At 71.2% G+C, this 26,152-nt stretch carries 27 protein-coding genes; 10 read left to right on the top strand and 17 right to left on the bottom strand.

What is annotated here, in order from left to right:
* Window positions 1-5 precede the first annotated feature (5 nt).
* Genes BJ979_RS10360 through BJ979_RS10345 form a run of 4 tightly spaced genes read left to right on the top strand, consistent with a single transcriptional unit; the run spans window position 6 to window position 2,986 of the window.
* Window positions 6-248, top strand: coding sequence for an exodeoxyribonuclease VII small subunit (locus BJ979_RS10360; RefSeq protein ID WP_179567631.1), 243 nt, complete (start codon window positions 6-8; stop codon window positions 246-248).
* Complete coding sequence (locus BJ979_RS10355) at window positions 245-913, top strand: DUF4245 domain-containing protein (protein ID WP_179567629.1); 669 nt, start codon at window positions 245-247, stop codon at window positions 911-913. Before BJ979_RS10360 ends, BJ979_RS10355 begins: the two co-directional genes overlap by 4 nt.
* Entirely contained in the window at window positions 910-1,539 is a 630-nt protein-coding gene (locus BJ979_RS10350) for a carbonic anhydrase (RefSeq protein WP_179567627.1), read from the top strand. Before BJ979_RS10355 ends, BJ979_RS10350 begins: the two co-directional genes overlap by 4 nt.
* 55 nt (window positions 1,540-1,594) lie before the next feature.
* Window positions 1,595-2,986: a class II fumarate hydratase gene (locus BJ979_RS10345; protein ID WP_179567625.1), complete on the top strand. Its 1,392-nt coding sequence runs from the start codon at window positions 1,595-1,597 to the stop codon at window positions 2,984-2,986.
* Window positions 2,987-3,126: 140 nt separating this feature from the next.
* On the opposite strand, the gene BJ979_RS10340 is transcribed toward BJ979_RS10345, so the two are convergent.
* Both BJ979_RS10340 and BJ979_RS10335 read right to left on the bottom strand, forming a co-directional pair.
* Complete coding sequence (locus tag BJ979_RS10340; protein WP_343046664.1) at window positions 3,127-4,569, bottom strand: MFS transporter; 1,443 nt, start codon at window positions 4,567-4,569, stop codon at window positions 3,127-3,129.
* 224 nt (window positions 4,570-4,793) lie between these two features.
* Complete coding sequence (locus BJ979_RS10335) at window positions 4,794-5,420, bottom strand: prepilin peptidase (RefSeq protein ID WP_179567623.1); 627 nt, start codon at window positions 5,418-5,420, stop codon at window positions 4,794-4,796.
* A 116-nt stretch (window positions 5,421-5,536) separates the two neighbouring features.
* Between BJ979_RS10335 and BJ979_RS10330 the strand changes: the two genes are divergently transcribed.
* Entirely contained in the window at window positions 5,537-5,836 is a 300-nt protein-coding gene (locus BJ979_RS10330) for a DUF1905 domain-containing protein (protein WP_179567621.1), read from the top strand.
* A gap of 128 nt (window positions 5,837-5,964) precedes the next feature.
* On the opposite strand, the gene phoH2 is transcribed toward BJ979_RS10330, so the two are convergent.
* The 3 genes from phoH2 to BJ979_RS10315 all read right to left on the bottom strand — a co-directional run bounded on the left by phoH2 (window position 5,965) and on the right by BJ979_RS10315 (window position 9,511).
* Window positions 5,965-7,314 carry an RNA 5'-3' helicase PhoH2 gene (phoH2, locus tag BJ979_RS10325; protein WP_179570234.1) on the bottom strand — a complete coding sequence of 450 codons (1,350 nt, stop codon included), beginning with the start codon at window positions 7,312-7,314 and terminating at the stop codon, window positions 5,965-5,967.
* A 242-nt stretch (window positions 7,315-7,556) separates the two neighbouring features.
* Window positions 7,557-8,729, bottom strand: coding sequence for an aminotransferase class V-fold PLP-dependent enzyme (locus BJ979_RS10320; protein ID WP_343046663.1), 1,173 nt, complete (start codon window positions 8,727-8,729; stop codon window positions 7,557-7,559).
* Entirely contained in the window at window positions 8,726-9,511 is a 786-nt protein-coding gene (locus tag BJ979_RS10315) for an isoprenyl transferase (protein ID WP_179567619.1), read from the bottom strand. Before BJ979_RS10315 ends, BJ979_RS10320 begins: the two co-directional genes overlap by 4 nt.
* Window positions 9,512-9,573: 62 nt before the next feature.
* Here BJ979_RS10315 and trhA point away from each other — a divergent pair, with 62 nt between their 5' ends.
* Entirely contained in the window at window positions 9,574-10,290 is a 717-nt protein-coding gene (gene trhA / locus BJ979_RS10310) for a PAQR family membrane homeostasis protein TrhA (protein WP_179567617.1), read from the top strand.
* A gap of 27 nt (window positions 10,291-10,317) precedes the next feature.
* On the opposite strand, the gene BJ979_RS10305 is transcribed toward trhA, so the two are convergent.
* The 3 genes from BJ979_RS10305 to BJ979_RS10295 all read right to left on the bottom strand — a co-directional run bounded on the left by BJ979_RS10305 (window position 10,318) and on the right by BJ979_RS10295 (window position 12,021).
* Window positions 10,318-10,875 carry a hypothetical protein gene (locus BJ979_RS10305; RefSeq protein WP_179567615.1) on the bottom strand — a complete coding sequence of 186 codons (558 nt, stop codon included), beginning with the start codon at window positions 10,873-10,875 and terminating at the stop codon, window positions 10,318-10,320.
* 239 nt (window positions 10,876-11,114) lie between these two features.
* Complete coding sequence (locus BJ979_RS10300) at window positions 11,115-11,660, bottom strand: hypothetical protein (protein WP_179567613.1); 546 nt, start codon at window positions 11,658-11,660, stop codon at window positions 11,115-11,117.
* Between the two features lie 121 nt (window positions 11,661-11,781).
* Window positions 11,782-12,021, bottom strand: a complete 240-nt coding sequence (locus BJ979_RS10295; RefSeq protein ID WP_343046662.1) for a hypothetical protein — start codon at window positions 12,019-12,021, stop codon at window positions 11,782-11,784.
* Between the two features lie 123 nt (window positions 12,022-12,144).
* Between BJ979_RS10295 and BJ979_RS10290 the strand changes: the two genes are divergently transcribed.
* Both BJ979_RS10290 and greA read left to right on the top strand, forming a co-directional pair.
* Window positions 12,145-12,558 carry a DUF4307 domain-containing protein gene (locus BJ979_RS10290; protein ID WP_179567609.1) on the top strand — a complete coding sequence of 138 codons (414 nt, stop codon included), beginning with the start codon at window positions 12,145-12,147 and terminating at the stop codon, window positions 12,556-12,558.
* Between the two features lie 108 nt (window positions 12,559-12,666).
* Window positions 12,667-13,158 (top strand): transcription elongation factor GreA, encoded by a 492-nt coding sequence (greA, locus tag BJ979_RS10285; RefSeq protein ID WP_179567607.1) that lies wholly within the window; start codon window positions 12,667-12,669, stop codon window positions 13,156-13,158.
* Between the two features lie 89 nt (window positions 13,159-13,247).
* Here the strand turns inward: greA and ilvA are convergent, their stop codons facing one another.
* The 6 genes from ilvA to BJ979_RS10255 all read right to left on the bottom strand — a co-directional run bounded on the left by ilvA (window position 13,248) and on the right by BJ979_RS10255 (window position 19,839).
* Window positions 13,248-14,522, bottom strand: a complete 1,275-nt coding sequence (ilvA, locus tag BJ979_RS10280; RefSeq protein WP_179567605.1) for a threonine ammonia-lyase — start codon at window positions 14,520-14,522, stop codon at window positions 13,248-13,250.
* Window positions 14,512-15,672 carry an AI-2E family transporter gene (locus BJ979_RS10275; RefSeq protein ID WP_218853479.1) on the bottom strand — a complete coding sequence of 387 codons (1,161 nt, stop codon included), beginning with the start codon at window positions 15,670-15,672 and terminating at the stop codon, window positions 14,512-14,514. The genes ilvA and BJ979_RS10275 overlap by 11 nt, the downstream gene beginning before the upstream one ends.
* A 142-nt stretch (window positions 15,673-15,814) precedes the next feature.
* A complete protein-coding gene (locus BJ979_RS10270) occupies window positions 15,815-16,897 on the bottom strand; it encodes an ABC transporter ATP-binding protein (protein WP_179567603.1) in 1,083 nt (360 codons plus the stop codon).
* Window positions 16,894-17,733 (bottom strand): ABC transporter permease, encoded by an 840-nt coding sequence (locus tag BJ979_RS10265; protein ID WP_343046661.1) that lies wholly within the window; start codon window positions 17,731-17,733, stop codon window positions 16,894-16,896. Before BJ979_RS10265 ends, BJ979_RS10270 begins: the two co-directional genes overlap by 4 nt.
* Window positions 17,730-18,668, bottom strand: coding sequence for an ABC transporter permease (locus tag BJ979_RS10260; RefSeq protein ID WP_179567601.1), 939 nt, complete (start codon window positions 18,666-18,668; stop codon window positions 17,730-17,732). The genes BJ979_RS10265 and BJ979_RS10260 overlap by 4 nt, the downstream gene beginning before the upstream one ends.
* 34 nt (window positions 18,669-18,702) lie before the next feature.
* Window positions 18,703-19,839: an ABC transporter substrate-binding protein gene (locus BJ979_RS10255; protein WP_179567599.1), complete on the bottom strand. Its 1,137-nt coding sequence runs from the start codon at window positions 19,837-19,839 to the stop codon at window positions 18,703-18,705.
* Between the two features lie 261 nt (window positions 19,840-20,100).
* On the opposite strand from BJ979_RS10255, the gene BJ979_RS10250 reads away from it, so the two are divergent.
* Window positions 20,101-21,324 (top strand): winged helix-turn-helix domain-containing protein, encoded by a 1,224-nt coding sequence (locus BJ979_RS10250; RefSeq protein WP_179567597.1) that lies wholly within the window; start codon window positions 20,101-20,103, stop codon window positions 21,322-21,324.
* A 54-nt stretch (window positions 21,325-21,378) separates the two neighbouring features.
* Here BJ979_RS10250 and BJ979_RS10245 read toward each other — a convergent pair whose 3' ends face one another.
* The 3 genes from BJ979_RS10245 to BJ979_RS10235 all read right to left on the bottom strand — a co-directional run bounded on the left by BJ979_RS10245 (window position 21,379) and on the right by BJ979_RS10235 (window position 23,670).
* Window positions 21,379-22,287: a M48 family metalloprotease gene (locus tag BJ979_RS10245; RefSeq protein WP_179567595.1), complete on the bottom strand. Its 909-nt coding sequence runs from the start codon at window positions 22,285-22,287 to the stop codon at window positions 21,379-21,381.
* Between the two features lie 128 nt (window positions 22,288-22,415).
* Window positions 22,416-22,988 carry a LemA family protein gene (locus BJ979_RS10240; RefSeq protein ID WP_141163126.1) on the bottom strand — a complete coding sequence of 191 codons (573 nt, stop codon included), beginning with the start codon at window positions 22,986-22,988 and terminating at the stop codon, window positions 22,416-22,418.
* A gap of 73 nt (window positions 22,989-23,061) precedes the next feature.
* A complete protein-coding gene (locus tag BJ979_RS10235) occupies window positions 23,062-23,670 on the bottom strand; it encodes a TetR family transcriptional regulator C-terminal domain-containing protein (RefSeq protein WP_179567593.1) in 609 nt (202 codons plus the stop codon).
* Window positions 23,671-23,788: 118 nt separating this feature from the next.
* Between BJ979_RS10235 and BJ979_RS10230 the strand changes: the two genes are divergently transcribed.
* Window positions 23,789-26,137 carry an Ig-like domain-containing protein gene (locus tag BJ979_RS10230; protein WP_179567591.1) on the top strand — a complete coding sequence of 783 codons (2,349 nt, stop codon included), beginning with the start codon at window positions 23,789-23,791 and terminating at the stop codon, window positions 26,135-26,137.
* Window positions 26,138-26,152: the final 15 nt, after the last annotated feature.

Here is a 26,152-nt window from a genome sequence, read left to right as displayed (position 1 = left end):
TGGCCGTGACCGACTCCCCCGCCAGCGGTTCCCAGGCCGCCGCCGACATCGCCGAGCTGAGCTACGAAGAGGCCCGCGACGAGCTCGTGCGAGTCGTGACCGACCTCGAGCAGGGCGCGGCGACGCTCGAGCAGTCGCTCGCCCTCTGGGAGCGCGGAGAAGCCCTCGCGAAGCGCTGCGAGGAGTGGCTGCTCGGCGCCCGCGCCCGCCTGGACGCCGCCCGCGCCGCGGCCGACGACGCCTCGTGAGCCCCCAGCAGCGCGTCGTCGCCGAGCTCGGCCGTCCCGAGACCCCCCAGGAGACGGCCGACCGCAAGGCCGAGTCGCGCCGCAAGCACTACGCGAACCAGACGACCTTCAACCTCGTCATCGCGCTGATCGCCTCGCTCGCGATCGTGCTGTTCCTGGTGATCGTCGTCGTGCGGCCCGACCAGCAGAGCGCGCGCGAGCCCGTCGACTACGCCGCCGCCGCATCCGATGTGCAGGACCAGGTGGATGCCCACCTCGTGGTGCCCGAGCTCGGCAAGGGCTGGAGCGCCAACCGTGCCGACTACTCCGCGCCGAAGGACAAGCCCGCTGTCTGGCGCATCGGCTTCATCACCCCGGGCGACCAGTACATCGGCCTCACGCAGGGCATCGGCGCGGACGACGGCTGGGTGTCGAACCGCCTCGACGACCACACCCCGACCGGCAGCGTGAAGATCGACGGCGTCGCCTGGACGGTCTACGACCGCCGCGACGCCGAGAACCCCGGCAACCTCGCCTACTCGCTCACCACGACCGTCGGCGAGTCCCGTCTCGTACTCAGCGGCAGCGCGACGCCGGCCGAGTTCCTCACGCTCGCGAAGGCCGCGCTGGCCGACGCCGCCGCATCCTCCACCGCCACGACCGACCCGACAGGAGACGCCGGATGACGACCACCAGCCCCCAGCAGGCCTGGGACGAGATGCGCCACGGCAACGAGAACTTCGTCGCCGGAACCCCGGAGCACCCGCACCAGGACGTCGACACCCGCGCCGGCCTGGCCGACGGCCAGGCGCCGCACGCCGCGCTGTTCGGCTGCGCCGACTCGCGCCTCGCGGCCGAGATCATCTTCGATCGCGGCCTCGGCGACCTCTTCGTCATCCGCAACGCAGGACAGGTCGTCTCCGACTCGGTGATCGGCTCGCTCGAGTACGCCGTCGCCGTGCTCAAGGTGCCGCTCATCGTCGTGCTCGGTCACGACGCCTGCGGCGCCGTTCGTGCCGCGATCGACGCGGAGAGCAAGAACCCGCCCGCGCTGCCGGCGCACATCGCCCAGCTGATCGCCCCGATCCGCCCCTCCGTGCGCCGTGCGCGCGTCATCGGCCACAACGACGCCGAGACCATCGGGCGCTTGCACCTGCGCGAGACGATCGCCGATCTGCTGGCCGGATCCGAGCTCATCAGCGACGCCGTGGCCGACGGTACGCTGGGCATCGTCGGCGCGAACTACCGCCTCGCCGAGGGGCGGGTCGTGCCGGACGCCGCCCTCGGCGTGATCGACGTCGACGCGGCCTGAACACCTTCACGACACCCCGTCTGAACATCCCGACCGAGGAAAGGCCTGCGCCGCAGTGAGCACCGAAGAGTTCCGGATCGAGCACGACACGATGGGCGAGGTGCGGGTTCCCGCGTCGGCGCTCTACCGGGCGCAGACGCAGCGCGCCGTCGAGAACTTCCCGATCTCGGGCACCGGCCTCGAGGCCGGCCAGATCGTCGCGCTGGCTCGCATCAAGCGCGCCGCCGCGATCGTGAACGCGCAGATCGGCATCCTCGACCAGGGCATCGCCGACGCGATCGTCGCCGCGGCCGACGAGATCGTCGCCGGTCAGCACCACGGTCACTTCCCGGTCGACACCTACCAGACCGGCTCGGGCACCTCCTCGAACATGAACATGAACGAGGTGCTCGCCACCCTCGCGACCGAGAAGCTCGGCTCGCCGGTGCACCCCAACGACCACGTCAACATGTCGCAGTCGTCGAACGACGTCTTCCCGACCTCGGTGCACCTCGCCGTCACCGGCGCGCTCATCCACGACCTCGTGCCGGCCCTCGACCACCTCGCGACCTCGCTCGAGGCGAAGGCCGAGCTGTGGAAGGACGCCGTCAAGGCCGGCCGCACCCACCTCATGGACGCCACCCCGGTCACCCTCGGCCAGGAGTTCGGCGGCTACGCGCGCCAGATCCGCCTCGGCATCGAGCGCGTGCAGTCGGCGCTCCCCCGCGTCGCCGAGGTGCCGCTCGGAGGCACCGCCACCGGCACCGGCATCAACACCCCGCTCGGCTTCCCGCAGAAGGTCATCGCCGAGCTCGCCGAGAACTCCGGTCTGCCGATCACCGAGGCGCTCGACCACTTCGAGGCGCAGGGCGCGCGCGACGGCCTCGTCGACGCCTCCGGCGCGCTGCGCGTCATCGCCGTCTCGCTGACCAAGATCAGCAACGACCTGCGATGGATGGGCTCCGGCCCCAACACCGGCCTCGGCGAACTGCACATCCCCGACCTGCAGCCCGGCTCGTCGATCATGCCCGGCAAGGTCAACCCGGTCATCCCCGAGGCCGTGATCATGGTCGGCGCGCGCGTGATCGGCAACGACGCGACGATCGCGTGGGCCGGCGCGACCGGCGCCTTCGAGCTCAACGTCGCGATTCCGGTCATGGGCACCGCGCTGCTCGAGTCGATCCGCCTGCTCGCGAACTCGACCCGCGTGCTCGCCGACAAGACCATCGACGGCCTGCAGGCGAACCTCGAGCGCGCCCGCGCACTCGCCGAGTCGTCGCCGTCGATCGTCACGCCGCTCAACAAGCTCATCGGCTACGAGGCCGCCGCGAAGATCGCCAAGCACTCGGTCGCACAGGGCATCACGGTGCGCGAAGCCGTCGTCGACCTCGGCTTCGTCGAGCGCGGCGAGGTCACCGAGGCTCAGCTCGACGAGGCGCTCGACGTCACCACGATGACGCACCCGTGATCTCACGGCGCTGAGCAGACAGCTCCGTCGGCTCCGCGAACCGACCGAAGCCCGCCGCATCCTGAGTGGATGCGACGGGCTTCGTCGTTCGCGGGCCCGGCGCGGCGCCGACCTGCCCGGCTAGGCCGGCGCCGCCGACATCAGCGCGCGGCCGTCTGCGCCGCCGTGCGCGCCGCGACCGGCTGCGCCAGCACGGCGACGACCGTGCTGAGCGCGAAGGCGGCCGCGTAGGCGAACGGAGAGCCGGTGCCGCCGGCGAGGCCGAACAGCAGCCCCGCGATCGCGATCGAGGTCGCGCTGCTGCCGGCGTCGAAGATCGACAGCGCGGCGCTGTTGAATCCCTGGTTGCGCGGCGTCGAGTAGGCGAGCGCCAGCGTCGACAGACGCGGGAAGACGGTGCCCATCCCCGCACCGGCGACGAGCCAGCCGACCCCGGCGACGATCGGACCGAGTCCGAGCAGGGCGTCCAGCAGCTGCACGACGATCCCGAGGGCGATCAGCGCCGTGCCGACCCGGGCGATCGGCGTCGAGCCGACACGCTCGCCGAACCGCCCCTGCAGGTGCGAACCGAGCGCCCACGACACGGCCCCGACCGTGAGGATCAGGCCCGACACCGACAGCGCGAGCCCATCGCGCTCGTGCAGCATGAGCGGCATGTAGACCTCGGCGGCGAAGAACGCCGCCGCCACGAGACCGCGCAGCGCGACCGTCGCGGGCAGTCCGCGACCCGCCAGAAGCGTGCGCCTCGGCAGCAGCGGCCGCGCCGCGAAGCCGGCGACGATCAGCGCGACGATCGCGACAGCCCAATCGAGGGGCGACGGCAGCTGCTGCGCGAGCGAGATCGCGAGCACCGCTGCCGCCACGACGAGCGACAGCCCGATCGAGACGAACGATCCGGGGCCGGTCTGCTCGGGCGCGGCGGTCTCGGTCGACGGGTGCGCCGCATCCACGGGCGCGGTCGACCCCGCCTCGACGCCGTCCGCCGTGGTGGTGCTGCCGGTGATCTGCCGGACCGCCGGCAGCATGAGCGCGGTGGCGACCAGCACCAGCACCGCCACCCCGAGGAACACCCAGTGCCAGCTGATCCACTCGGCGACCCATCCCGCGACGGGAGGCCCGATCATCGAGGGCAGCACCCACGCCGCGGCGAAGGCGCCGAAGATGCGCGGATGCAGCGCCGGCGGGTAGAGCCGCGCGACGACCACATAGAGCGCGACGTTGATCGCGCCGGATCCGAACCCCTGCAGCAGCCGGCCGACCACGAAGACCTCGATCGTCGAGGCCGAGCCTGCGACGATCAGCCCGACGAGGAAGACCGCGGTCGCGGCGAGCAGCGGGGCGACCGGACCACGCCGGTCCGACCAGCGCCCGGCCACGACGACGCCGACGACCGAGGCCGCGAGCGTGCCTGAGAAGGCGAGGGCGTAGTAGGCGTCGCCATCGAGGTCGACGCTGACGGCCGGCATCACAGTGGTGACGGCGAGCGCCTCGAAGGCGCCGAGGAAGACGAGTGCGAACGAGCCGATCGTCGTCGCACGCAGGTGGGGCGCCATCAGGCTGGCGGGGCGGACAGGGAGATTCACGAGGAGCCTTGCATCGGTGCCGAGCGGCGCGCGCTGCGAACGCGATCCGCGGTGGAGACGGTGGTGGATGCGCCGGGGGCCGCGATCGTGCAGGACCGGGCGGCCGACGGGCCGCAGCCTTTCAGGCTAGGTCATCGACGTCGTCGGCCGACAGTGCGGATCCTCGGTGCGCGGCGCAGCGGGCCTGCCGCGAGCGGGCACGGCCTCGCTGCACGCGCGCGGACTCAGCGCACCGCGGCCAGCAGCAGCTGCGCGCCGAGGGCGAGCCCCCATCCGCCGAGCAGGAACGGGCCGAGCGGCAGTCGTCGTCCCCGCCCGCTGCGCACGAGCACGACGACCGCGGCGGCGCCGCCGAGCAGCGTGCCGAGCACCGGGGCTGCGATCGTGACGAGAGCGGTCGGACCGGCCAGGGCCATCGCGATCACCAGCTTCGCGTCGCCCATGCCGAAGGCTCCGAGCAAGCCGAGCAGCAGCACGACGGCGGTGATGATCGCGATCGTCGTGATCGCGCCGATCGACACGTCGCCGAGGGCGACGCGGATGCCGAGCGCGGCGACGCCGAGCCCGATCACCGGCACCGTGAGCCGGTTCGGAAGCCGATGCTCGGTCGCGTCGATGCGGGCGAGCTCGGCGGCCACGGCCGCGAGGGCGATCGCGGGGATCGTCGTCAGACGGACGCCCGACGCCACGAGCACCGCCGCGGCGAGGATGAGGGTGAGCGGCGCCTGCCAGGCCAGTCGGCGCAGAAGCCCTCGGCGATGCGCGGACGTCGCGTGACCCGTCGGCGCCGGCACGACCCCAGCGTCGCTCACGCCCGCGCCCGCGCCCGCCACCGATGCCGATGTCTCCACCCGCGTCACGGTAGGCGAGACGCGCCCGGCGCCGCGCGAGTTGTCCACAGGCGCCGCTCGCCCCCGGGCCGCACCTGCCTCTCGGCCGCGCGGCGGCCACCGCCTACCCTGGGCGCATGCAGCTGGTCGTCGAGGGCGAGATCTTCTACTGGCGCGGCCCGGCACCGTGGCACTTCGTCGCCGTGCCGCCCGCCGAGGCCGCGGAGATCCACGCGGTCGCCGGCGCCGTCACCTACGGCTGGGGCATGATCCCGGCCAGCGTGCACCTCGACCGCGACGGCGCGACCACGACCTGGACGACCTCGCTCTGGCCCAAGGACGGCACCTTCATCGTGCCGATCAAGAAGGCCGTGCAAGACAGTCACGAGCTCGACGTCGGCGACGTGCTGACGCTGCGCCTCGACATCGGCGGCTGACGCGGCAGCGCCGCACCGGACCGCCTCACGGCTGCTTCAGCCGGCATCCGCCCACGACGGAGCCCGCCGCATCCACTCGCACCACCGAAGGGCGAGCAGGATGCGACGGGCTCCGTCGTCGGGGACGATCAGGCGAGCTCGTTCGACTCCAGCAGCTCGGTCACGAGCGCCGCCACGGCGGAGCGCTCGGAGCGGGTCAGGGTGATGTGCGCGAACAGCGGGTGCCCCTTGAGCGTCTCGATGACGCTCGCGACGCCGTCGTGCCGACCGACGCGCAGGTTGTCGCGCTGCGCGACGTCGTGGGTGAGCACGACGCGCGAGTTCTGGCCGATGCGCGAGAGCACCGTCAGCAGCACGTTGCGCTCGAGCGACTGCGCCTCATCCACGATCACGAAGGCGTCGTGCAGCGAGCGGCCGCGGATGTGCGTGAGCGGCAGCACCTCGAGCAGCCCGCGCTCCATGACCTCCTCGAGCACGTTCTCGCTGACGAGCGCGCCGAGGGTGTCGAACACCGCCTGGCCCCAGGGGTTCATCTTCTCCTGGGCGTCGCCGGGCAGGTAACCGAGCTCCTGACCGCCGACCGCGTACAGCGGACGGAAGACCATGATCTTGCGGTGCTGCTGCTTCTCGAGCACGGCCTCGAGGCCGGCGCAGAGGGCGAGGGCGCTCTTGCCGGTTCCGGCGCGGCCGCCCAGCGACACGATCCCGATCTCGGGGTCGAGCAGCAGGTCGATCGCGAGGCGCTGCTCGGCGCTGCGGCCGTGCAGCCCGAAGACGTCCCGGTCGCCGCGCACGACGCTCAGTTCGCCCTTGCCGGTCACCCGCCCGAGAGCGCTCCCCCGGTCGGAGCGCAGCACCAGGCTCGTGTTGATCGGCAGGTCGGCGACCGCGCGCGTCGACAGCTTGTCGGCGTCGTAGAGCTCGGCCATCTGCTCGCTCGACAGGTCGACCTCGGCCATGCCGGTCCAGCCCGACTGCGGGGCGAGCTCGGCGCGGTACTCCTCGGCGGCGAGGCCGATCGAGGCGGCCTTGACGCGCAACGGCAGGTCTTTGGAGACGACCGTGACGTCGAGGCCGTCGCCAGCCAGGTTGAGGGCGACGGCGAGGATGCGCGAGTCGTTGTCGTTCAGCTGCAGCCCCGAGGGCAGCACCGACATGTTGGAGTGGTTCAGCTCGACGCGCACGCTGCCGCCCGCATCCCCCACCGGGATCGGGAAGTCGAGGCGCTCGTGCTCGATGCGCATCTCGTCGAGAAGGCGCAGCGCCTGCCGCGCGAAGTAGCCGATCTCGGGGTCGTGGCGCTTGGCCTCGAGTTCGGCGATGACCACGACCGGCAGCACGACCGAGTGCTCCGCGAAGCGGAACAGGGCGTGCGGGTCGCTGAGAAGCACGGAGGTGTCGAGCACGTACGTGCGCTCCCCCTGCTTCCTGGTGGTGCGCCGGCTGGTCTCTCCGGCGGCGATGGGCGAGGACTGCAGGGATTCGTCGAGCGCGGGCACTAGCCACTCCTTGCCCGGATGCGGGGCATCCGGTTCCTGTTTACAGAGCGACCAGGGGGCTCGTCGGAGGCGAACTTATGTGGCCGCTCCGGTCAGACGCCGTGTCTGACAAGGCCGACGCTAAGCCTGCGCGGCGCGCACCGCTGGCTTAGACACGCCCGCGGATGTGTCGTGTCGGTTAACTCTGGCTGTGCGCGCCCGACGCACGCGGCACCGCGGTGTCAGAGCGGAGAGGTCGTCGCGAACGAGACCAGCGCCGACGCGAGCATCTCGAGCGTCTCCTCGCTCGTCGAGGCGTGCGGGCTGAGCCGCACCCGACCGTCGCGCGTCGTCGCCGAGATGCCGTGGTTGTGCAGCGCGGCGGTGAGCGCCGTGAGGCGGTCGGCGCCGGGGTCGAGCACGACGATGCCGGCGCGCTCGTCTTCGGCGCGCGGCGAGGCGATCGGGATGCCGTGCTCGTCGGCGAGGTCGATGATGCGCGAGACGGTGCTCGCGACCTTCTCCTGCACGAGATCGACGCCGAGGTCGGCGAGCTGCTCGAGCGCGGCGGCGAGGCGCGCCTGGGCGACCGGGTCGCCGTTCGTCAGCTGGAACGCGGCGGCGCCGCGGGCGGGCGGCAGCACCTCGTCCATCGGCTGCGTCGGGGAATCGGTGCCGGTCCAGCCCGACCACACCGGGGTCAGACGTTCGAGCGCACGGTCACTGAGGGCGAGGAAGCCGGTGCCCCAACCGGCGCGCACCCACTTCTGTCCACCCGCGGCGACGACGTCGGCGAGGTGCAGCGGCGCATCCACCACTCCGAAGCCCTGCATGGCGTCGACGATGAGCAGACGGTCGCCGATGACCTGGCGGATGCCGTCGAGGTCGGCGAGGTAGCCGGTGCGGTAGTCGACGAGCGAGACCGCGACGGCGGCCACCCGCGAGTCGAGCTGGTCGCGCAGGTTGCCCGGGGTCACCCGTCCGTGGTCGGTGCTGAGCCAGCGCGGCGCCCCGACCTTGAGCACCTCGCTCGCGCGCTGCACCGCGAAGGGCAGCGCGGGGAACTCGCCGAGCGACAGCGCGATGTCGCCGGTCACCCCGTAGGTCGCGTGGGTCAGCGCCTGGGTCGTGTTCGGCTGGAAGACGACCTGGTCGGGCCGGAAGCCGGTGACCGCCGCGACGGCCCGCTTCACGCGCTCGTGCTGGCCGTCGGTCACCGCGAGGGCCCCGAAGCGCACGTGTTCGAGCACGTGGCGCAGGCCCGCCTCCTCGTCGAGTGCGGCGCGCCCCATCGGTCCGAAGCGACCGAAGTCGAGCCAGCCGGGCTCCTCGCCGAAGGTGTCGATGTACGCCGCGACCGCGGCGCGGGTCGCCTCCGCGTCGGCGTCGCGGCGTCGGCCGAGAAGCGGGCTCACTGTCCGAACCTCCGGTGTCGGCTGGCGTAGTCGCGCACGGCGCGCAGGAAGTCGACCTCGCGCAGGTCGGGGCCGAGCGCCTCGACGAAGTAGAACTCGCTGTGGGCGCTCTGCCAGAGCATGAAGTCGCTGAGGCGCTGCTCGCCGCTCGTGCGGATGATGAGGTCGGGGTCGGGCTGCCCCTGCGTGTAGAGGTGCTCGCCGATCGTCTCGGGGGTCAGCAGCCCGGCGAGGTCGTCGAGGGTGCCGCCGCCGGCGTTGTGCTTCTCGACGATGCTGCGCATGGCGTCCGCGATCTCGCGGCGGCCGCCGTAGCCGACGGCGAGATTGACGTGCAGCCCGGTGTGGTCGGCGGTACGCTGCTCGGCCTGCTGCAGCGACTCGACGAGCGAATCGGGCAGCCCGTCGGAGGCGCCGACGTGCTGCACCTTCCAGGTGGGCTCGCGCGAGATGTCGTCGGCGAGGCCGGCGATGATGTCGACGAGCTGGTCGAGCTCGGCGCTCTGCCGGCTCTTCAGGTTGTCGGTCGACAGCAGGTAGAGCGTGACGACGCGGATGCCGAGGTCGTCGCACCAGCGCAGGAACTCGTGCATCTTCGCGGCGCCGGCGCGGTGGCCGTGCGCAGCCGTCTCGAGGGCGCGGAGTCGTGCCCAGCGGCGGTTGCCGTCGATGATCATGGCGACGTGCTGCGGCAGCTGCCGCCCTTGCAGCCCCCGCCGCAGCCGGGACTGGTACAGCCCGTAGAGCAGTCCGCTGCCCCCGGTCTCGCGCCGCTCACTCACGCGCCAACGCTAGTCCACCGTTCACTCAGAGCCGCTGGGTGGCGCGGGCCTAGTATCGGGCCATGACGCCACCGGCCGACCTCGAGCGCGACCACATCCCCCTGGTCGCCGACGCCATCGAGCACCCGCCGGCCGCTGGCGACGTGAAGCCGACGTGGCGCGGCTGGATCCACCTGGCGACCTTCCCGCTGGCGATCGTGCTGGGAATCGTGCTGATGCTCGTCGCCGCCAATACGGCGGCTCGTGCCGCCGCCGCGGTGTTCATGCTCTCGTCGCTGCTGTTGTTCGGCATCAGCGCGACGTATCACCGCATCAACTGGAGCCCGAAGGTGAAGGCGCTGTTCCGGCGCCTGGATCACTCGAACATCTTCCTGCTGATCGCCGGCACCTACACGCCGATCGCGGTGTGCTGTCTGCCCACCGGCAAGGCGGTGGTGCTGCTGTCGATCGTGTGGGGCGGCGCGCTGCTCGGCATCGGCTTCCGCATCTTCTGGCTGAGTGCGCCGCGCTGGCTGTACGTGCCGCTGTACCTGGCGCTCGGATGGGCGGCCATGCTCTACGTCGTCGATCTGGTGAACGCGAACGTGGCGACGATGGTGCTGATCCTCGTCGGCGGCGCCGCCTACACGACGGGCGCGATCTTCTACGGCACGAAGCGGCCGAACCCGGTGCCGGGCGTCTTCGGCTTCCACGAGATGTTCCACAGCTGCACGGTGATCGCGTTCCTGTGCCAGTGGGCGGGGATCCTGCTCATCACGATCAACCCGCCGGCGCTGTAGGCGCGGCGTTTCACGCACCTTCCGGCGTCAGGGACCGCAGCCGGGGCCGGTCGGGTTCTGCCGGCAGTCCTTGTCGACGAGCACGGTCTTCGCGTCGGCGATGCGGATGCTCAGGGGTGCGTCGGCGGCGATCGTCAGCGTGCCCTGCACGGCGACCCAGTCGGGCATGCCGTCGACCCAGTACTCGGCGCGGTAGACGACCGAGACGGTCGCCGTGAACGTGCCCTTGGCCCGGTAGACGTGACTGGTCGGCGTCGGATCGAAGGCGCGCAGCCCCTGCTTCGCCCAGGTCGCGCCACCCGTCTTCGTCGCCCGCACCTCGCTGCCGTCGCCGTAGTCGAAGCGGTAGCCCGTGGGCGCGAAGCGCACCTGCGCGGTCGCGCCGAGCAGCGTGCCGGTCACGGTGTGAGTGGATGCGGATCCCACGAAGTTCGTGTCGAGCCCGCGCACTCCCCAGCCGTTCGGCTCGGTGCGCGCCGTCGGCTTCTGCGGGATGAACGTGGCGATATCGCTGACCGTGATCGGTCCGCCGTTCGCCGCCTCGAGCGCGAGCGAGTCGCAGAGCTGGTCCTGGCAAGCGGGCAAAGCGGGTGCTCCCCCACCGCCTCCACTCGTCGTCCCACCGCCGCCAGATCCCCCTCTGTCGCTGCTCCCGGGGGTCTGATTTCGACTGGGCCCGCCAGCCCCGGGTCTGGTAGCTCCGAGGGCTACGCCGTCATCGTTGACGCAGCTACCCACGAGGGCTCCCTGCGATACACAGCCGGTGTCGGAGGCGGAGGCAGAAACGGCCGGCGCGACCATCGCCGCGCTTACAAGGGCCACGGCTAGCAGAAGTCTTTGCCAGACCATGTCTTGCTTTCGGTTAAACGAAGACCGTCACGAGTTTCCTCGAAGACCACCTGAAGCGGGAGGCGCGTGAGCCTGTCGGCTCTAACAATCGAGACGCCGTCCGGACCGATCACGTCCGTCGTTGAGACATCACGGCAGACGTAAGCCGCAACCTCAGACCCGCTGGACTGAATCCGCATTGAGTCCATCGTGCTGGCGCCAGACTGGACATAACCCTTGGCCGCGAACTCCAAAGCTCCGTCTAGTTCTGATTCAAGAACTTGCCCTGCCGCGACATCCGCGAGCTTGCTCGTGTCCTTCCAGCCACCTTGCCCAAGCTCGTTCGCCACGTCGAGGTACGCCTGGTACGCCTTCTCGGCGGCCTTCAGCGCCTCTTCGTCCGACGAGAACAGTGCGCTCTTCGACGCGGTCGGTTTCGGCGAGGGAGCATCCCCTCCACCGCCGACGCATCCGGTCAGCGACACCGCCAAGGCGGCGGCCGTCGCGAGCGCGATCAGCAGCGGGGCGCGGCGACGGGGCATGCTCCGACGGTAGAGCACAGGGTCTGCTCCGCGGGGAAGTTGTCCACAGCCGAGATCCGCTGAGCCGAACGGCATGCCCATCCCGGCCGCACGCAGTGCGCGCTAGTCAGCGCGCGGCGGACTATTCGTGCGCGCGTCGCGGGTCGTCGTCCCCGAGCAGGCCGTGATCGTGGCCGTCTGCGCGATCGGGGTCGACTCCCTCGCCCGCGGCAGCGGCGCGCTCGGCCTCGAGCTTCTCGCGGATCTCGACGCGGTAGCGCAGGCGTCGCGTGCGCCGCACCATGTCGAGGATCAGCAGGATCGCGGCGATCGCGATGCCCGCGATCGCGATGAATCCCCACGGTCCCGGGGTGACCAGCACATCCGGCGGTCCTGACGGGGACGGTGAGGGCGCGACCGCCGTGAGCAGAGGCAGGTGCACCGTGGATGTTCCCCTCGAGCCGAACGAATAACCTGGTTCCAGCGTAGTCGGACGGAGTTGGACGTGAGCACGGAGCAGGGCGCAACCGCCGCGGCACTCGACGCGCGGTACGGCCGCAGCCCGAACCGTCGGGTCAACCGCCGCATCCTCGCCATCGTCGGCTCGGTCGTGCTCGTCGCGCTCGTCGTCGGCTGGGTGCTCTGGACGGGCGTGCTCGGCGCGAAGGCCCAGCTCGAGGCCACCGATCTCGGCCACGACACGACTGCGACCACGACGACCGTGCGCTGGTCACTGGCCGCGCCGGTGAACACCGAGGTCAGCTGCGCGGTCGAGGCGCAGAACGACAACCACGGAATCGTCGGCTGGAAGATCGTCCACCTGCCCGCGAGCGGCGAGGCGGTGCGGCAGTTCAGCGAGACCGTTCGCACCTCCGAGCGGGCTGTGACGGGCTTGATCAACCGCTGCTGGCTCTCCTAGACTGACGCGAATTCAGAGACCGGCCCGCTCGGCCGGTCTCTTGGTTTTGTCAGGGGTGTTCCGCGCTCGGCGCAGACCCGACACCCCGGTACCGCAAGGAGTACTCCTATGACCGACACGGCTCCGACCACCTGGCTCACCCAGGAGGCCTACGACCGTCTCTCCGCCGAGCTCGCTGAGCTCAGCGGCCCCGCCCGCTCCGACATCGCCAAGAAGATCGAGGCGGCGCGCGAGGAAGGCGATCTCAAGGAGAACGGCGGCTACCACGCCGCCAAGGACGAGCAGGGCAAGATCGAGGCGCGCATCCGCTCGCTGACGGCGCTGCTGAAGGATGCGACCGTCGGCGACGCGCCGGAGAGCCACGGCGTCGTGGAGAACGGCACCGTCGTGACCGCGAAGATCGCCGGCGACGAGTCGAAGTTCCTGCTCGGCAGCCGCGAGATCGCCGACGACGGCGCCGACCTCGATGTCTACCCGCAGACCAGCGCCCTGGGCCAGGCCATCCTCGGCCTCAAGATCGGCGACAAGGCCAGCTACACCGCGCCGAACGGCCGCGAGATCAGCGTCGAGATCGTCGACGTCGAGACCTACCGGGGCTGAGCCTCCGCGGGGCATCCCGCGCGAACGCGAACGGCGGTCATCCGAGAGGATGGCCGCCGTTCGCGTTCACGCTGAAGCGAGGTGCGCGCTCAGGCGTTCTCGACGTAGGGCCGGTAGCCGGCCTCGCGCAGGGTCTGCAGAACCTGCTCGGCGTGCTCCTGCCCGCGGGTCTCCATGTGGATCTCGATCGAGACCTCGCTGATCTGAAGGCCGAGTCCGTGCCGCGTGTGCAGCACCTCGACCACGTTCGCGTTCGCTTCGGCGATGAGGGCCGAGATGGTCGAGAGCTGGCCGGGGCGGTCGGGCAGCGGGATGCGCACCTTGAGGTAGCGGGCCGAGGCGGCGAGACCGCGGCCGATCACGCGCTCCATGACCATCGGGTCGATGTTGCCGCCGCTGAGCAGGAACACGGTGGTTCCCTCGATGCCGCGCAGCGCGCCGGAGAGCGCGGCGCCGACGCCGACAGCTCCGGCCGGCTCGACGACGAGCTTGGCGCGTTCGAGCAGCACCAGCAGCGCCCGAGCGGTGTCGTCGTCGTCGACCGTCACGACCGTGTCGACGGTGCGCTGCACGAGGTCGAAGTTGAGACGCCCCGGGCGCGCGACGTGGATGCCGTCGGCGATGGTCGGCGAGGTGATGATCGTCACCGGCTCCCCCGCTGACAGCGAGGGCGGGTAGGCGGCGGCGTTCGCGGCCTGCACGCCGATCACGCGCACGCGGCGTCCGATCTCGGGCTCCAGCTGCGCGAAGGCGGTCGCGACGCCGGCGATGAGCCCGCCGCCGCCGATCGGCACGACCACGTTGGCGACGTCGGGCACCTGCTCGAGGATCTCGTAGGCGAGCGTGCCCTGGCCGGCCACGACATCCGGGTGGTCGAAGGGCGGGATGATGACCGCGCCGGTGCGCTCGGCGAACTCGGCGGCAGCGGCGAGCGTCTCGTCGACGACGTGGCCGTGCAGCACGACATCGGCGCCGTAGCCGCGGGTGGCCTGCAGCTTGGGCAGGGCGACACCGATCGGCATGAAGATCGTGGCCTTGATGCCGAGCTCGCGGGCGGCGAGGGCGACCCCCTGCGCGTGGTTGCCGGCCGAGGCGGCGACGACGCCGCGATCGCGTTCCTCGGGCGAGAGCTGCGAGAGGCGGTTGAAGGCGCCGCGGATCTTGTACGAGCCGGTGCGCTGCAGGTTCTCGGCCTTGAGCCGCACCTTCACGCCGAGCAGATCGTCGAGGAACCGCGAGCCCTGGATCGGCGTCGTCTCGACGACCCCGGCGAGACGCTCGCGGGCCGCGCGGATGTCGACGAGGGTGGGGCCGGGCAGCGGCACGGCCGCTGCGGGGTCGACGGCGGCGCGGCTATCGGACATCCGTGGTCACGTCTCTCAGTTCGGGGTGCGGGTTCGTGCGCCATTCTCCTCTGGCCACGTACCCGATCATGACGTTGAGCGTCGCGATCAGCGGAACGGCGAAGAACGCACCGGGGATTCCCGCGATGAAGCCGCCCGCGGCGACGCCGAGCACGACCGCCAGCGGGTGCACCTTGACCGCGGTTCCCATGACGAAGGGCTGCAGCACGTGCCCCTCGATCTGCTGCACGAGGATGACGATCGCGAGCATCAGGATCGCCGGGAACGGTCCGAGGAACACGAGGGCGACGAACACCGCCAGCACGCCGGAGACCACGGCGCCGACCACCGGGATGAAGGAGCCGAGGAACACGGCGACGGCGATCGGGATCACGAGCGGGAAGCCGCCGTAGAACAGGCCGAGGATCCAGGCGCCGAGGCCGATGCCCACCGCATCCACGAAGGCGACGAAGATCTGCACCTTCACGAAGCGGGTCAGGGTCAGCCAGCCGGCCTGTCCGGCGCCGCGGACGGCGTCGCGCGCCTTCTTCGGGAACAGCCGCACGAGCCAGGCGAAGATGCGACCGCCGTCGATCAGGACGAACAGGGTCGAGAACAGCACGATGAGCACGCCGGCGAGGAAGTGCCCGGCCGTCGAGCCGACGTCGAGGGCTCCGGAGAGCAGATTCGAGGAGTCGGCCTGGATCGCCTTCCACGCCTGGTCGATGTAGCCGGCGATGTCCTTGTCGCTGAGGTTGAACGGCGGCCCGTGCAACCAGTCGGTGAGCGCGTCGTACTGCGACTTGGTGCGCTTCTCGAGCGCCGGATACCCCGAGCGGATCTGCAGCACGACGAGGGTGAGCAGGCCGCCGATGACCGCGATCACGCCGATCTCGCTGACCGCGACGGCGAGCGCCTTGGGCCAGCCGTGACGCTGCAGCCAGTTCTTGAACGGCACGAGCAGTGCGGCGAGCACGACCGCGACGAGCAGCGGCACCACGATCATGCGCAGCTGCACGACGAGGAATCCGAACAGCGCCAGCGCCGCGGCGACGACGAGGATGCGCCACGACCAGGCCGCGGCGATCCTCATCCCGGGGCTCACCGAGTCGAGGGTCTCGCGGCGGAGGGCGTCGTTGCGGCGTTCATCACGCGAGCGGAATACGGCCATGTCGCGAGTCTAGGTGCGACGTCGGTCCGCATCGGGCGCGCGCCCGGGCCGCTCACGGCGGCCTCGGTGCGCACGCGCGGCGGGCGCCCAGTCTCGACGAGACCCGACGCCCGAGGCGTGCGGGAGTCGGGCTGGTCGACGGTCAGGCGGTGCGCGCCGCCACGCTCACCGGGCGCGGCTCGAGCTGCAGGTGCACGACCTCGCCCGGCTGCGGCACCGTGTTGACGTCGTGCTGCACCTGCACGAGCGTGCCGTCGTCGAGGCGCAGCTGAGTGCGGCGCAGCGAGCCGAGAAAGCTCGACACGACGACGGTCGCGGGGATGCCCGACTCGGCGAAGCGGATGTCCTCCGGGCGCACATAGGCGGTCACGGCTCCGTCGGCGGGGCCGGTTCCGAGCAGCGGCAGCTCGGTGCCGAGCAGGCGCACGGTCGACCCGGTGAGCTCCGCGTCGATCGGGTTGCTCAGACCCACGAACGTCGCCACGAACGAGGTCGCCGGGCGCGTGTACAGGTCTTCGGGGCTGCCGATCTGCTCGATGTTGCCCTCGCGCATGACGGCGACGCGGTCGGCGACGGCGAGCGCCTCCTCCTGGTCGTGCGTCACGAAGAGGGTCGTGATGCCGAGCTCGGTCTGGATGCGGCGGATCTCGTCGCGCAGCGACACGCGCACCTTCGCGTCGAGCGCCGACAGCGGCTCGTCGAGCAGCAGCACGCGGGGGCGAGTGACGAGCGCGCGGGCCAGGGCGACGCGCTGCTGCTGGCCGCCGGACATCTGGTGGGCGAAGCGCTCACCCAGGTGGCCGAGGCCGACCATGTCGAGCGCCTCCGCCGCGCGGGTACGCCGCTCGCCTGCGGCGACCTTGCGCATCCGCAGCCCGTACTCGACGTTCTGCTGCGCGGTCATGTGCGGGAAGAGCGAGTAGGCCTGGAACACCATGCCGATGTCGCGCTTGTTCACCGGAACCGGCGCGACATCCACGCCGTCGATGAGGATGCGGCCCTCGGTGATGCTCTCGAGGCCCGAGAGGGCGCGCAGCACCGTGGTCTTGCCGCAGCCGCTCGGGCCGAGGAGCGCGATGAACTCGCCCGGCTCCATCGTGAGGTTCACGCCGGTGAGCGCGCGGTGGCCCGAGTAGTCCTTGATGACCCCGCGCAGCTCGACGCGGGCGCCGCTGCCGGCGGCGATGGCCGTGTCGGCGGCGGTGGGGCGGGTCTCGATGGTCATGCGGTCCTCCGGGTTCGGCGTTCGCGCCGGGTTCCGACCGCGCCCACGCGGCCGATGACGAGCAGGAGCACGAATCCGAACAGCAGCGCCAGCACGGCGAAGATAACGGAGACGTAGGAGTCGGTGTGGTTGATCAGCACGAGCGCCGTCTGGAACGTGTTCTGCGCCAGGAAGGCCGCGATCGTGTACTCGCCGAGCACCACCGCGATCGTGATGAAACACGAGGCGAGGATGCCGCGCCGCAGGTTCGGCAGGATCACCGAGAACAGCGTGCGGCCCCAGCCGGCGCCGAGCGAGCGGCTGGCCTCGCTGAGCACGGTCATCTCGACGCCCGCCATGTTCGCGGCGATCGGACGGTAGGCGTAGGGCAGCACGATGATGCCGGCGGCGAAGGCGATCGTCCACGGAACGCTGCCGAAGATCTGCGCCACGACGCCGTAGACCGGCACGTAGCCGACGACGAGCACGATCGCGGGGATCGTGATCGGGATGATGCAGATGAACTCGAGCACCCGGCGCAGCTTCGGGAAGCGCAGCTCGACCAGGATCATGACCGGCAGCAGCAGCACGAGCACGATCACGACCGTCAGCAGGCAGATCAGCAGCGAGTTGCCGATGCCCTCGAACAGCCCCTGGTACTTGAAGGAGTTCGCCGGATCGAAGATGCCCTGCCAGTGCTGCAGGCCGTAGTTCTGCACGCCGTCGACGCGCTGGCCCTGTCGGAACGAGAACTCGAGCATCGCCACGATCGGCAGCAGGAAGAGCACGGCGGCGGCGATGAGGATGATCGAGCTCGTCGCGCGCGACGGCTCGGCGGCGAAGCGGGGCGCACTCACGAGCGGCCTCCGTTCTGCCAGCGGCCGGTGCGGCGCTGGAGCGCGGCGTAGGCGGTCATCAGCACGACCATGACGATCACCATGACGAGCGCGAGCACGCCGGCGACGTTCGAGACGCCGAGCACGGTCTCGCTCGTGAGCTGCTGGCGGATCGCGAGCGGCACGATACCGCCCTGCGACACGAGCGCCGCAGCCGTCGCGTACGACGAGAAGGAGTTGGCGAACAGCAGGATGAGGCTGCCGAGGAAGGCCGGCAGCAGCACCGGTCCGCCGATGCGCAGCCAGTACTGCAGGCGCGTGCCGCCGAGGGTGGCGTTCGCCTCGGCCCAGGTGCCCTTGAGTCCCTGCAGCGCGGGCAGGAAGGTCAGCACCATGAGCGGGATCTGGAAGTAGAGGTAGACGACCACGAGACCCGGGATCTGGTAGATCATGACTCCGCCGCCGTTGAAGGCGTTGAGCGGGTTCTCGATCCACCCCCAGTCCTTGAGCAGGCTCGTGATCAGGCCGTTCGCGCCGATCGTGGCGATGAACGCGAAGGCGAGCATGACGCCGCCGAACTGGGCGAGCACGCTGGATGCCGAGTCGACGATCGAGCGCACCGCGCCATCCGGCTTCATGGCCAGCAGGGCGTAGCAGATCAGCGCGCCGATGACGCCGCCGACGATCGCGGTGAGGGCGGAGATCCAGATGGATGCCCACAGCCCCTGCAGGATGTTCGGGTTCGCCAGCGCGGCGAAGTTGGCGAAGGTGAAGCGCCCCTCGTTGTCGGCGAAGCCGCTGGTGACAGCGAGGATCGCCGGCACGGCGAGGAACAGCAGCACGTAGACGCCGAAGGGCGCGAGCCCCAGCCACGCCGGGCCGCGGCGCCGGAGGCGGGTGCCTCCGACGCCGCGGTCGGTCACGGCCGGAGCGGTCTGCTCAGCCAGTGCGGTCATGCGTGTGATTCGTCTCCGATTCGAGGTGCGGTGATCAGGAGATCGCCGCGGCCCACTTCGCCGAGAGCACCTTGCCGGCCTCGGTGGCCTGGTCGGAGGTGAACTCGACGAGGTCCTCCGGCTGTCCGCCGGCGGCCTCGAGGGCCTTCTCGTCGACCTTGCCGCTCTTCACGAGGGCGTCGAGCTCGACCGGGAGGGCACCCGAGCGCAGGCGCACGTTCTCCATGTCGACCGAGTGGATCCACTCCTGCCAGAGGCGAGCCGCCGCGGGGTGCGGGGCGTCGGCGCTCACGGCCTGGATGTAGTAGCTGCCGATCGAGGTGCCCTTGAGCACGACGGTCTTGAAGTTGGGGTTGTTCTCGCCGCCCCACGCCGTGTTGTTGTAGTTCCACTGCAGCACGACCGGGGTCTCGCCCGAGGCGACGGTGGCCTGGGTCGGGGTGACGGCCTGGAAGTTGCCGGCCTTCTTCAGGTCGGAGAAGAAGTCGATGCCCTTGCTGATGTCGTCAGCCGAGCCGCCCTTCTGCACGGCGGCCCAGTAGACGGCCGCGGCGGCCTGGTTGGCCTGCGTCGGGTCGCCGACGATCGCGACCTTGCCCTTGTAGTCGGCGCCGAGCAGGTCGTCGATCTTGGTGGGGGCCTTCTTGATGGCCGAGCTGTCGTAGCCGATCGACATCACGCCGGTGTAGCCGGCGGCGTAGAGGCCGTCGGCGTCCTTGCGCTCGTCGGGGATGTCATCCCAGGCCTGCACCTTGTAGGGGGTGAGCAGGCTCTTGTTGTCGTCGGCCTCGAGCACGGCGAGACCCACGTCGAGCACGTCGGGGGCGGTGGTCTGGCCCTTCTGGGCGCGCACCGCGGCGAACTCCTCGGCACTCGAGCCGTCGGGGTTGGCCGAGTTGATCTTGATGCCGTACTTCTTGGTGAAGCCCGACAGCATCTCGCCGTAGTTCGCCCAGCTCTCGGGCGTGGCGATGACGTTGAGCTGGCCCTCGGCCTTGGCGGCCTTGACCAGGCCGTCGAAGCCGCCGAAGTCCTCGACGCTCGTCGCGTTGGCGGCGTCGGCCTTGCTGATGCCCGCGGCATCGGTGCTGGTGCCGCCGCTGGCGCAGGCGGAGAGAGAGACGGCGACGGCGGCCGCGATGGCGACGCCGGCGAGAGAGCGGATCTTCATCCTCGGGTTTCCCTTTCGTGCCGCCGGCCGCCTGCGCTGTGGACAGGCGGTCGCCGGAGGCGACGAGGGGCAGGATGGCGCTGTCGGGTGTCTGCCGAGGTGCGCTCGGGTGAACGGGAGATGACTGCGCTGTCAGTCGCCGCTCACGCCCCGTGTTCCTGGGCGCTCACCTTCGCTCTCGTGCACGGATGTGCAGGCTGACCAGGTGATCCTGCACGGATGCGCGGTGCGTGTCGGGGGCCGTCAGTAGGGTCGGGATCCATGGCTCACGAGATCTCCCCCGCGCTCGCGCGCCGCATCGCCCTGGCAGCCCAGGGCTTCGGCCGCGCGCATCCGCCCGCCGTCGGCACGCGCCAGCTCAACGGGGTGATCGACCGCCTGGGTCTGCTGCAGATCGACTCGGTCAACGTCTTCGAGCGCAGCCACTATCTGCCGGTCTTCGCCCGGGTCGGCGCCTACGACAAGGACCTGCTCGATCGGCTCACGCTGACGCCGCGCGGCGTGCGCGCGCAGTACTTCGAGTACTGGGCGCACGAGGCGGCGCTGCTGCCGGTCAGCGCGCTGCCGCTCGTGCAGTGGCGCATGCAGGAGTACCGCGAGCGCTCGCACCGCGAATCGGACACCTGGGCTCAGGCGAACACGGCGATGCTCGACTTCATCCGCGCCGAGCTCGTCGAGAAGGGTCCGCTCGCGGCGAGCGAGATCGAGCACGACGCGAACAAGCGCAACGGGCCCTGGTGGGGCTGGTCGGATGTGAAGCTCGGGCTCGAGGTGCTCTTCCGCTGGGGCGAGGTGTTCTCGGCCGGGCGCACGCGCTTCGAGCGCCGCTACGGACTGCCCGAGCAGGTGCTGCCCGCCGGCGCGCTCGACGCCCCGCTGCCGCGCGAGGAGGCGACCCGCGAGCTCGTGCGCCGCTCGCTCGTGGCCCACGGCGTGGGCACCGCGAAGGACATCGCCGACTACTACCGGCTCAAGGTCGAGCCGACCAAGCAGGCCCTGCGCGAGCTGGCGGATGCGGGCCTGGCGACGCCGGTCACGGTGCCCGGCTGGTCGAAGCAGGCTTGGCTCGACCCGACGGCACGGAAGCCGCGCCGCGTCGAGGCCACGGCACTGTTGTCGCCGTTCGATCCGGTGGTCTGGGAGCGCACCCGCACCGAGAAGCTCTTCGGCTTCCACTACCGCATCGAGATCTACACGCCCGCGCCGCAGCGGCGCTTCGGCTACTACACGCTGCCCCTGCTGGTCGACGAGCAGATCGCCGGCCGCATCGATCTCAAGAGCGACCGCGCGCGCGGCGTGCTCAAGGTGCAGTCGGCGTGGACCGAGCCCGACGCACCGACCGAGGTGGAGCAGCGGGTCTTGCCGCTGCTGCGGTCGATCGCCGCCTGGCAGGGGCTCGACTCCGGCATCGAGGTGAGCGACTGGGGCGATCTGGCGCCGCTGATCGCGGGCGCGCTCGGCACACCGCTGCTGGCGCGCGCCTGACGACCTCGGGTCGGCGGCCGACTCGCGCCGTCGCCCGCGCTCGAGCCGGGCGGCTCAGAACTTCGTCGAGTTCTCCAGGAGGCGCTGGATGCGGTCGGGGATCGGCGGGTGCGTCGAGAACAGGCGCGCCATCATGCCGGGCTTGTTCGGGTCGCTGATCCACAGGTGCGACAGGCTCGTGTTGGTGCGCTGCACCGGGCGGCCGTACTCCTGCAGCTTGTTCAGCGCGCTCGCGAGCGCCTGCGGGTGCCGCGTCGTGAGCGCACCCGTCGCATCCGCCAGGTACTCGCGCTGACGCGAGACCGCCGCCTGCACGACGCCCGCGACGAGCGGTGCGAGCACCGCCGCGGCGATGCCGATCACCAGGAAGATGATCGCCGCCGGCCCGCCGCCGTTGCTGTCGCTGCGGTTGCGTCCCCCGCCGGTGAAGAACATCATCCGCAGCAGGATGTCGGCGATGAGCCCGATCGCGACGACGAGGCCGAAGACGATGAGCGAGACGCGGATGTCGTAGTTCTTGACGTGCCCCATCTCGTGCGCCATGACGCCTTCGAGCTCCGAGTCGTCCATGATGTCGAGCAGGCCCGTCGTCGCGGCGACGAGCGCGTGCTGCGGATCGCGCCCGGTGGCGAAGGCGTTCGGCGCCGCATCCTCGATCACGTAGACCTTCGGCATCGGCAGCCCCTCGGTGATGGAGAGGTTCTCGACCGTGCGGTAGAGCCGGTCGAGCTGCGGGTGCATTCCCTTCTTCACCTCGATCGCGCCGGTCATGGCGATCGTCTCGGCGCCGGCCGCGAAGTACTGGAAGAGCGCGTACGCGGCGGCGATCACGAAGACGACGATCGCGATCGTCCAGCTCTGTGCGAAGTAGGCCCAGATGGCGCCGAGCGCGCCGATCACGAGCAGGAACAGCACGATGATCAGCACGGTGTTGCGCTTGTTCTTGGCGATCGCGCTGTACATGGGGTGATTATCCGCCCGGGTGAGTGAAGGAAGTCTGGATGCTGCTCATGCGGTCGCTGGATGCGGCCCGGATGCGCGAAGCGGACGCCGGCATCCCGACGTCCGCTTCGCGACTGCGTGGATCGCGCTCAGAACTGGACGCGCGGCGGCTCGGCGATCGCGGCCGGCTCGTCGACCTCGAAGAAGTCGCGCTCGGTGAAGCCGAGACGGCGGGCGAACAGCGTGTTCGGGAAGATCTTGATCTTCGTGTTCAGCTCGCGCACGCCGCCGTTGTAGAAGCGGCGGGAGGCCTGGATCTTGTCTTCGGTGTCGACCAGCTCGGCCTGCAGCTGCAGGAAGTTCTGGTTCGCCTGCAGCTGCGGGTAGGCCTCCGCGACCGCGAAGATCGACTTCAGCGCCGACTGCATGTGGTTCTCGGCGGCGGACGCCTCGGCCGGCGTCGAGGCGCTGACCGTCTCGGCGCGGGCCTTCGTGACGTTCTCGAAGACGCCCTTCTCGTGCGCCGCGTAGCCCTTGACCGTCTCGATCAGGTTCGGGATGAGATCGGCGCGGCGCTTGAGCTGCACCGTGATGTCGCTCCACGCCTCGTCGACGCGCACGTTGAGCGTGACGAGGGAGTTGTAGGTCGTCCAGAGGTAGATGCCGACGATGAGCGCCAGCACCACGACGATGACGACAGGGATGATCCAGCCAAGGTCCATGCGGGCATTCTACGAGCCGCGCTCGCAGTTGACGCCGCGGATTCATCGGGTCGGTGCCGCTGGGAGCGAACGGTCAGACGGTCTGCCTGGAGCGCGCGTGCGCGGCGATCGTCTCGGCGGCGAGCTCGAGGGTGCGCTCGGCGGCCGCGTCGTCGCGGTCGACGAGCCAGGCGAGCGTGACCCCGTCGGTCATCGCGAGCGCAAAGCCGGCGAGCTGGTCGGCGTCGACATCCCACTGGATGCCGGCGCGGCGCGCGACGATCGAGAGCAGCTCGCGCATCACCTCGCGGTAGCGGTCGTACTGACGCTGTGGCAGCCCGTCGAGGTCGGCACGGCGGAGCCCGAGCAGCGTCACCTCGAGCAGGGTCTGCTCGGCGCCGGGACGCTGCTGCACGAGCTGGAGATACGAGCGCAGCGCCTCGCGCACGATCGCCACGACGTCGTTCTCGGTCGTGATGAGCGCCCAGAGCGCCGCATCCCCCTCGGCCGCGACGAGGTGTTCGACGACGTCGCTCGCGAGCGGCCCGAAGCCGCCGAACTCGCGCTGCACCGCCGCACTCGAGACCCCGGCCTCGCGCGCGATCGCCCGCGTCGACGTCGCCGCGAGACCGTCGCGCTCCATCACGCGCAGCGCGGCCTGCACCAGGCGCTCGCGTCGTGAGGGGGTTCCGATATCGGTCACGAGGTCTCCACGCAGTCGGGGATTGCTCCACTTTGCCCGGTCACGATCACCTGAGCAAGACCCGATTCCGGCGCGGCTGGGTTGAAAAGACGGCGCGGTCGGGTTGGGATGGTCTCGGATGAACAGGCTCGGCACGCCCGCGGGAGCCTCGCGTCGCTCCGGCGCGGGGCCGCGAGCCGACTCCCGGCGACGACTCGTCGCCGGCATCCTCGCGGTCGGCGTGCTCCTCGTCGGACTCGCCGTCACGGTCTCCCCCTCGCTCGGCGCGCACGCGGAGATCGACGGCGCCGGCTCGCCCGCGGGCGCCGGAGCGCCGGTGCCCGACGATGGCGCGGATTCCGACAGCGCGAGCGCGGCGCCCGCCGCGCCCGGGGCTCTCTCCCCTCAGGCCGACTCGACGCCGACCCCCTCACCGTCGAGCTCGCCGGCGAAAGACGCCGCCTTCCGCGTGACCTCGCATCGCGACGACGACTTCGTCTCGGGCACCCGCGTGACGCTCACGGGCCAGGGCACGGCCGGTTCCGCCGTGCGGATCTCGGGCTCCGGCACCGCGGGCGCGGCGACCACCGTCGACGGCTCCGGCGCCTGGTCGGCGCCGGTCGACCTGCCGAACGGACGCACGCAGCTCAGCCTCGTCGAGACGCACGGAGCCGGCGACTCGTCGAGCTCACCCGGTTCCGCATCCCCCTCGCCCTCCCCCGGCGACACGACGATCAGCCTCACTCTGCGCGCGCTCGGCGCCCCGGTGATCTCCGGCGGCAGCGTCACCTACTCGACCGGCATCGTCACCGGCACGGGGTACCCGCGCGCCGGCGTGAGCGTCACGGTCACGCCGGAGGGCGGTGGGTCGCCCGTCGCCGCGAGCTGCCCGGCGGTCGCCGTCGACGGCTCCTGGAGCTGCCCGATCTCGAGCGGGCCGGGGCGCTACACGATCACCGCCCAGCAGTTCTCGCCCGATGATCGCTCCGAGATCTCCCCCGCGAGCGCGGCCCGCACGCTCGTGATCGACCAGGATGCGCCCGCGCCGCCGACGATCGACTCCCCCGCCGACGGCGCGAACGTCACCGGCGCGACCGTGTTCACGGGCCGCGGCGAGGACGATGCCTCGGTCGACGTGTTCGCCGAGGGGAACCTGCTCTGCAGCGCCGCCGTCTCCGCCGGCGCGTGGAGCTGCACCGCCAGCATCTCGGGCAGCGGGCGCCATGTCGTGCAGGCGGTGCAGAAGGATCGGGCCGGCAATTACTCACCGCCGAGCGCCGTGATCAAGCTCGTCTTCGGCAGCGCATCCGTCTCGCCCGCTCCGAGCGCGCCGCCGTCGGCGCCGACCGCGCCCGGCTCACCCTCCGCCCCGGGATCGCCGACGCCTCCCGGGTCGGCGCCGCCGAGTTCGCCCGGCGGTCCCGGCGACGGCAACGGGAACGGGAGCGGTCTCGGCGGCGTGCAGGGCGACGGCGGCCTCGGCGGCGGCTGGGCCGACCCCACGCGATTCGGTACGGCTCTGCCGACACTCGCCTCGACCTTCGCGAGCGCGAGCTGGCTGCCCGCCCTGCTGCTCGCGGCGGCGTTCGTCCTCCTGGTCGCCCTTCCGCTGCGTCTGATCGTGACCACCGCCGGACCGCGACTGCGGCTGCGGCTCCCCCAGCTCTTCGGGCGCAATCGCCGCGGCGCCGAGCGCACCGCCTTCGCCGCCCCGCGATCCGGCGTCGCCGCCGGCTCGGACGTCGACGAGGCCGAGACCGGTGGTCGCGGGAAGCCGTGGATGCTGGTCGCCGGCCTCGTCGTGGCCGTCTCGCTCATCACGGCGCTCGCGATCGGCGTGCAGGATCAGCAGCGCTACGCGCGACTGCTCATCTCGATCGCGATCGGCGTGACCGTCGTGAACGGCGTCGGCGTGGTCGTCGCGAGCGCGCTCGTCGCGAAGGCCGCGGGCGTGCGACGCGTACTCCGGCTCGTGCCCCTCGTCCTCGTGGTCGGCGCGCTCGGCGCGCTCGTCTCTCGTCTGCTCGGGCTCGAGCCCCCGCTCGTCGTGGGCGTCGTGCTCGCCGTCGCGGCGGTCGGCGCTGTCGGGGATCGAGCGGGAGCGCTCATCCACCTCGCTCAGGTCGGCTCGCTCGCGGCCCTCGCCGTCGTCGCCTGGGTCGTGCACGACCTCACCGGCGGCGCGACCGGGATGCTGGGCTCGGGCCTGGCGGAGATCCTCACCGCGATCACCGTCTCGGGGCTCTGCTCGGCCGTGCTTCTGCTGGTGCCGGTCGGCTCGCTGCCGGGCCGGGTGATCTTCGACTGGTCGCCGGCCGCCTGGGTCGGCGCGGCGCTGGTCGCCGTCGTGCTCGCGGCACTGGCGCTCGCCTCGGGGGCCGGCTTCCCGGTGATGGGCGTGATGCTGGCGGCCCTCGCCGTCGGCGCGCTCTGCCTCGGCGGCTGGGCCTGGATCCGCTGGGTCGAGCCGGCGCTGCTCGCCCGCTGACCTGCGAAAGCGGGT

The organism is Schumannella luteola (assembly GCF_013408685.1).
GTDB lineage: Bacteria > Actinomycetota > Actinomycetes > Actinomycetales > Microbacteriaceae > Schumannella > Schumannella luteola.
The sequence above is the reverse complement of the archived record's forward strand: the minus strand, read 5'-3'. Positions and strand labels throughout refer to the sequence as shown.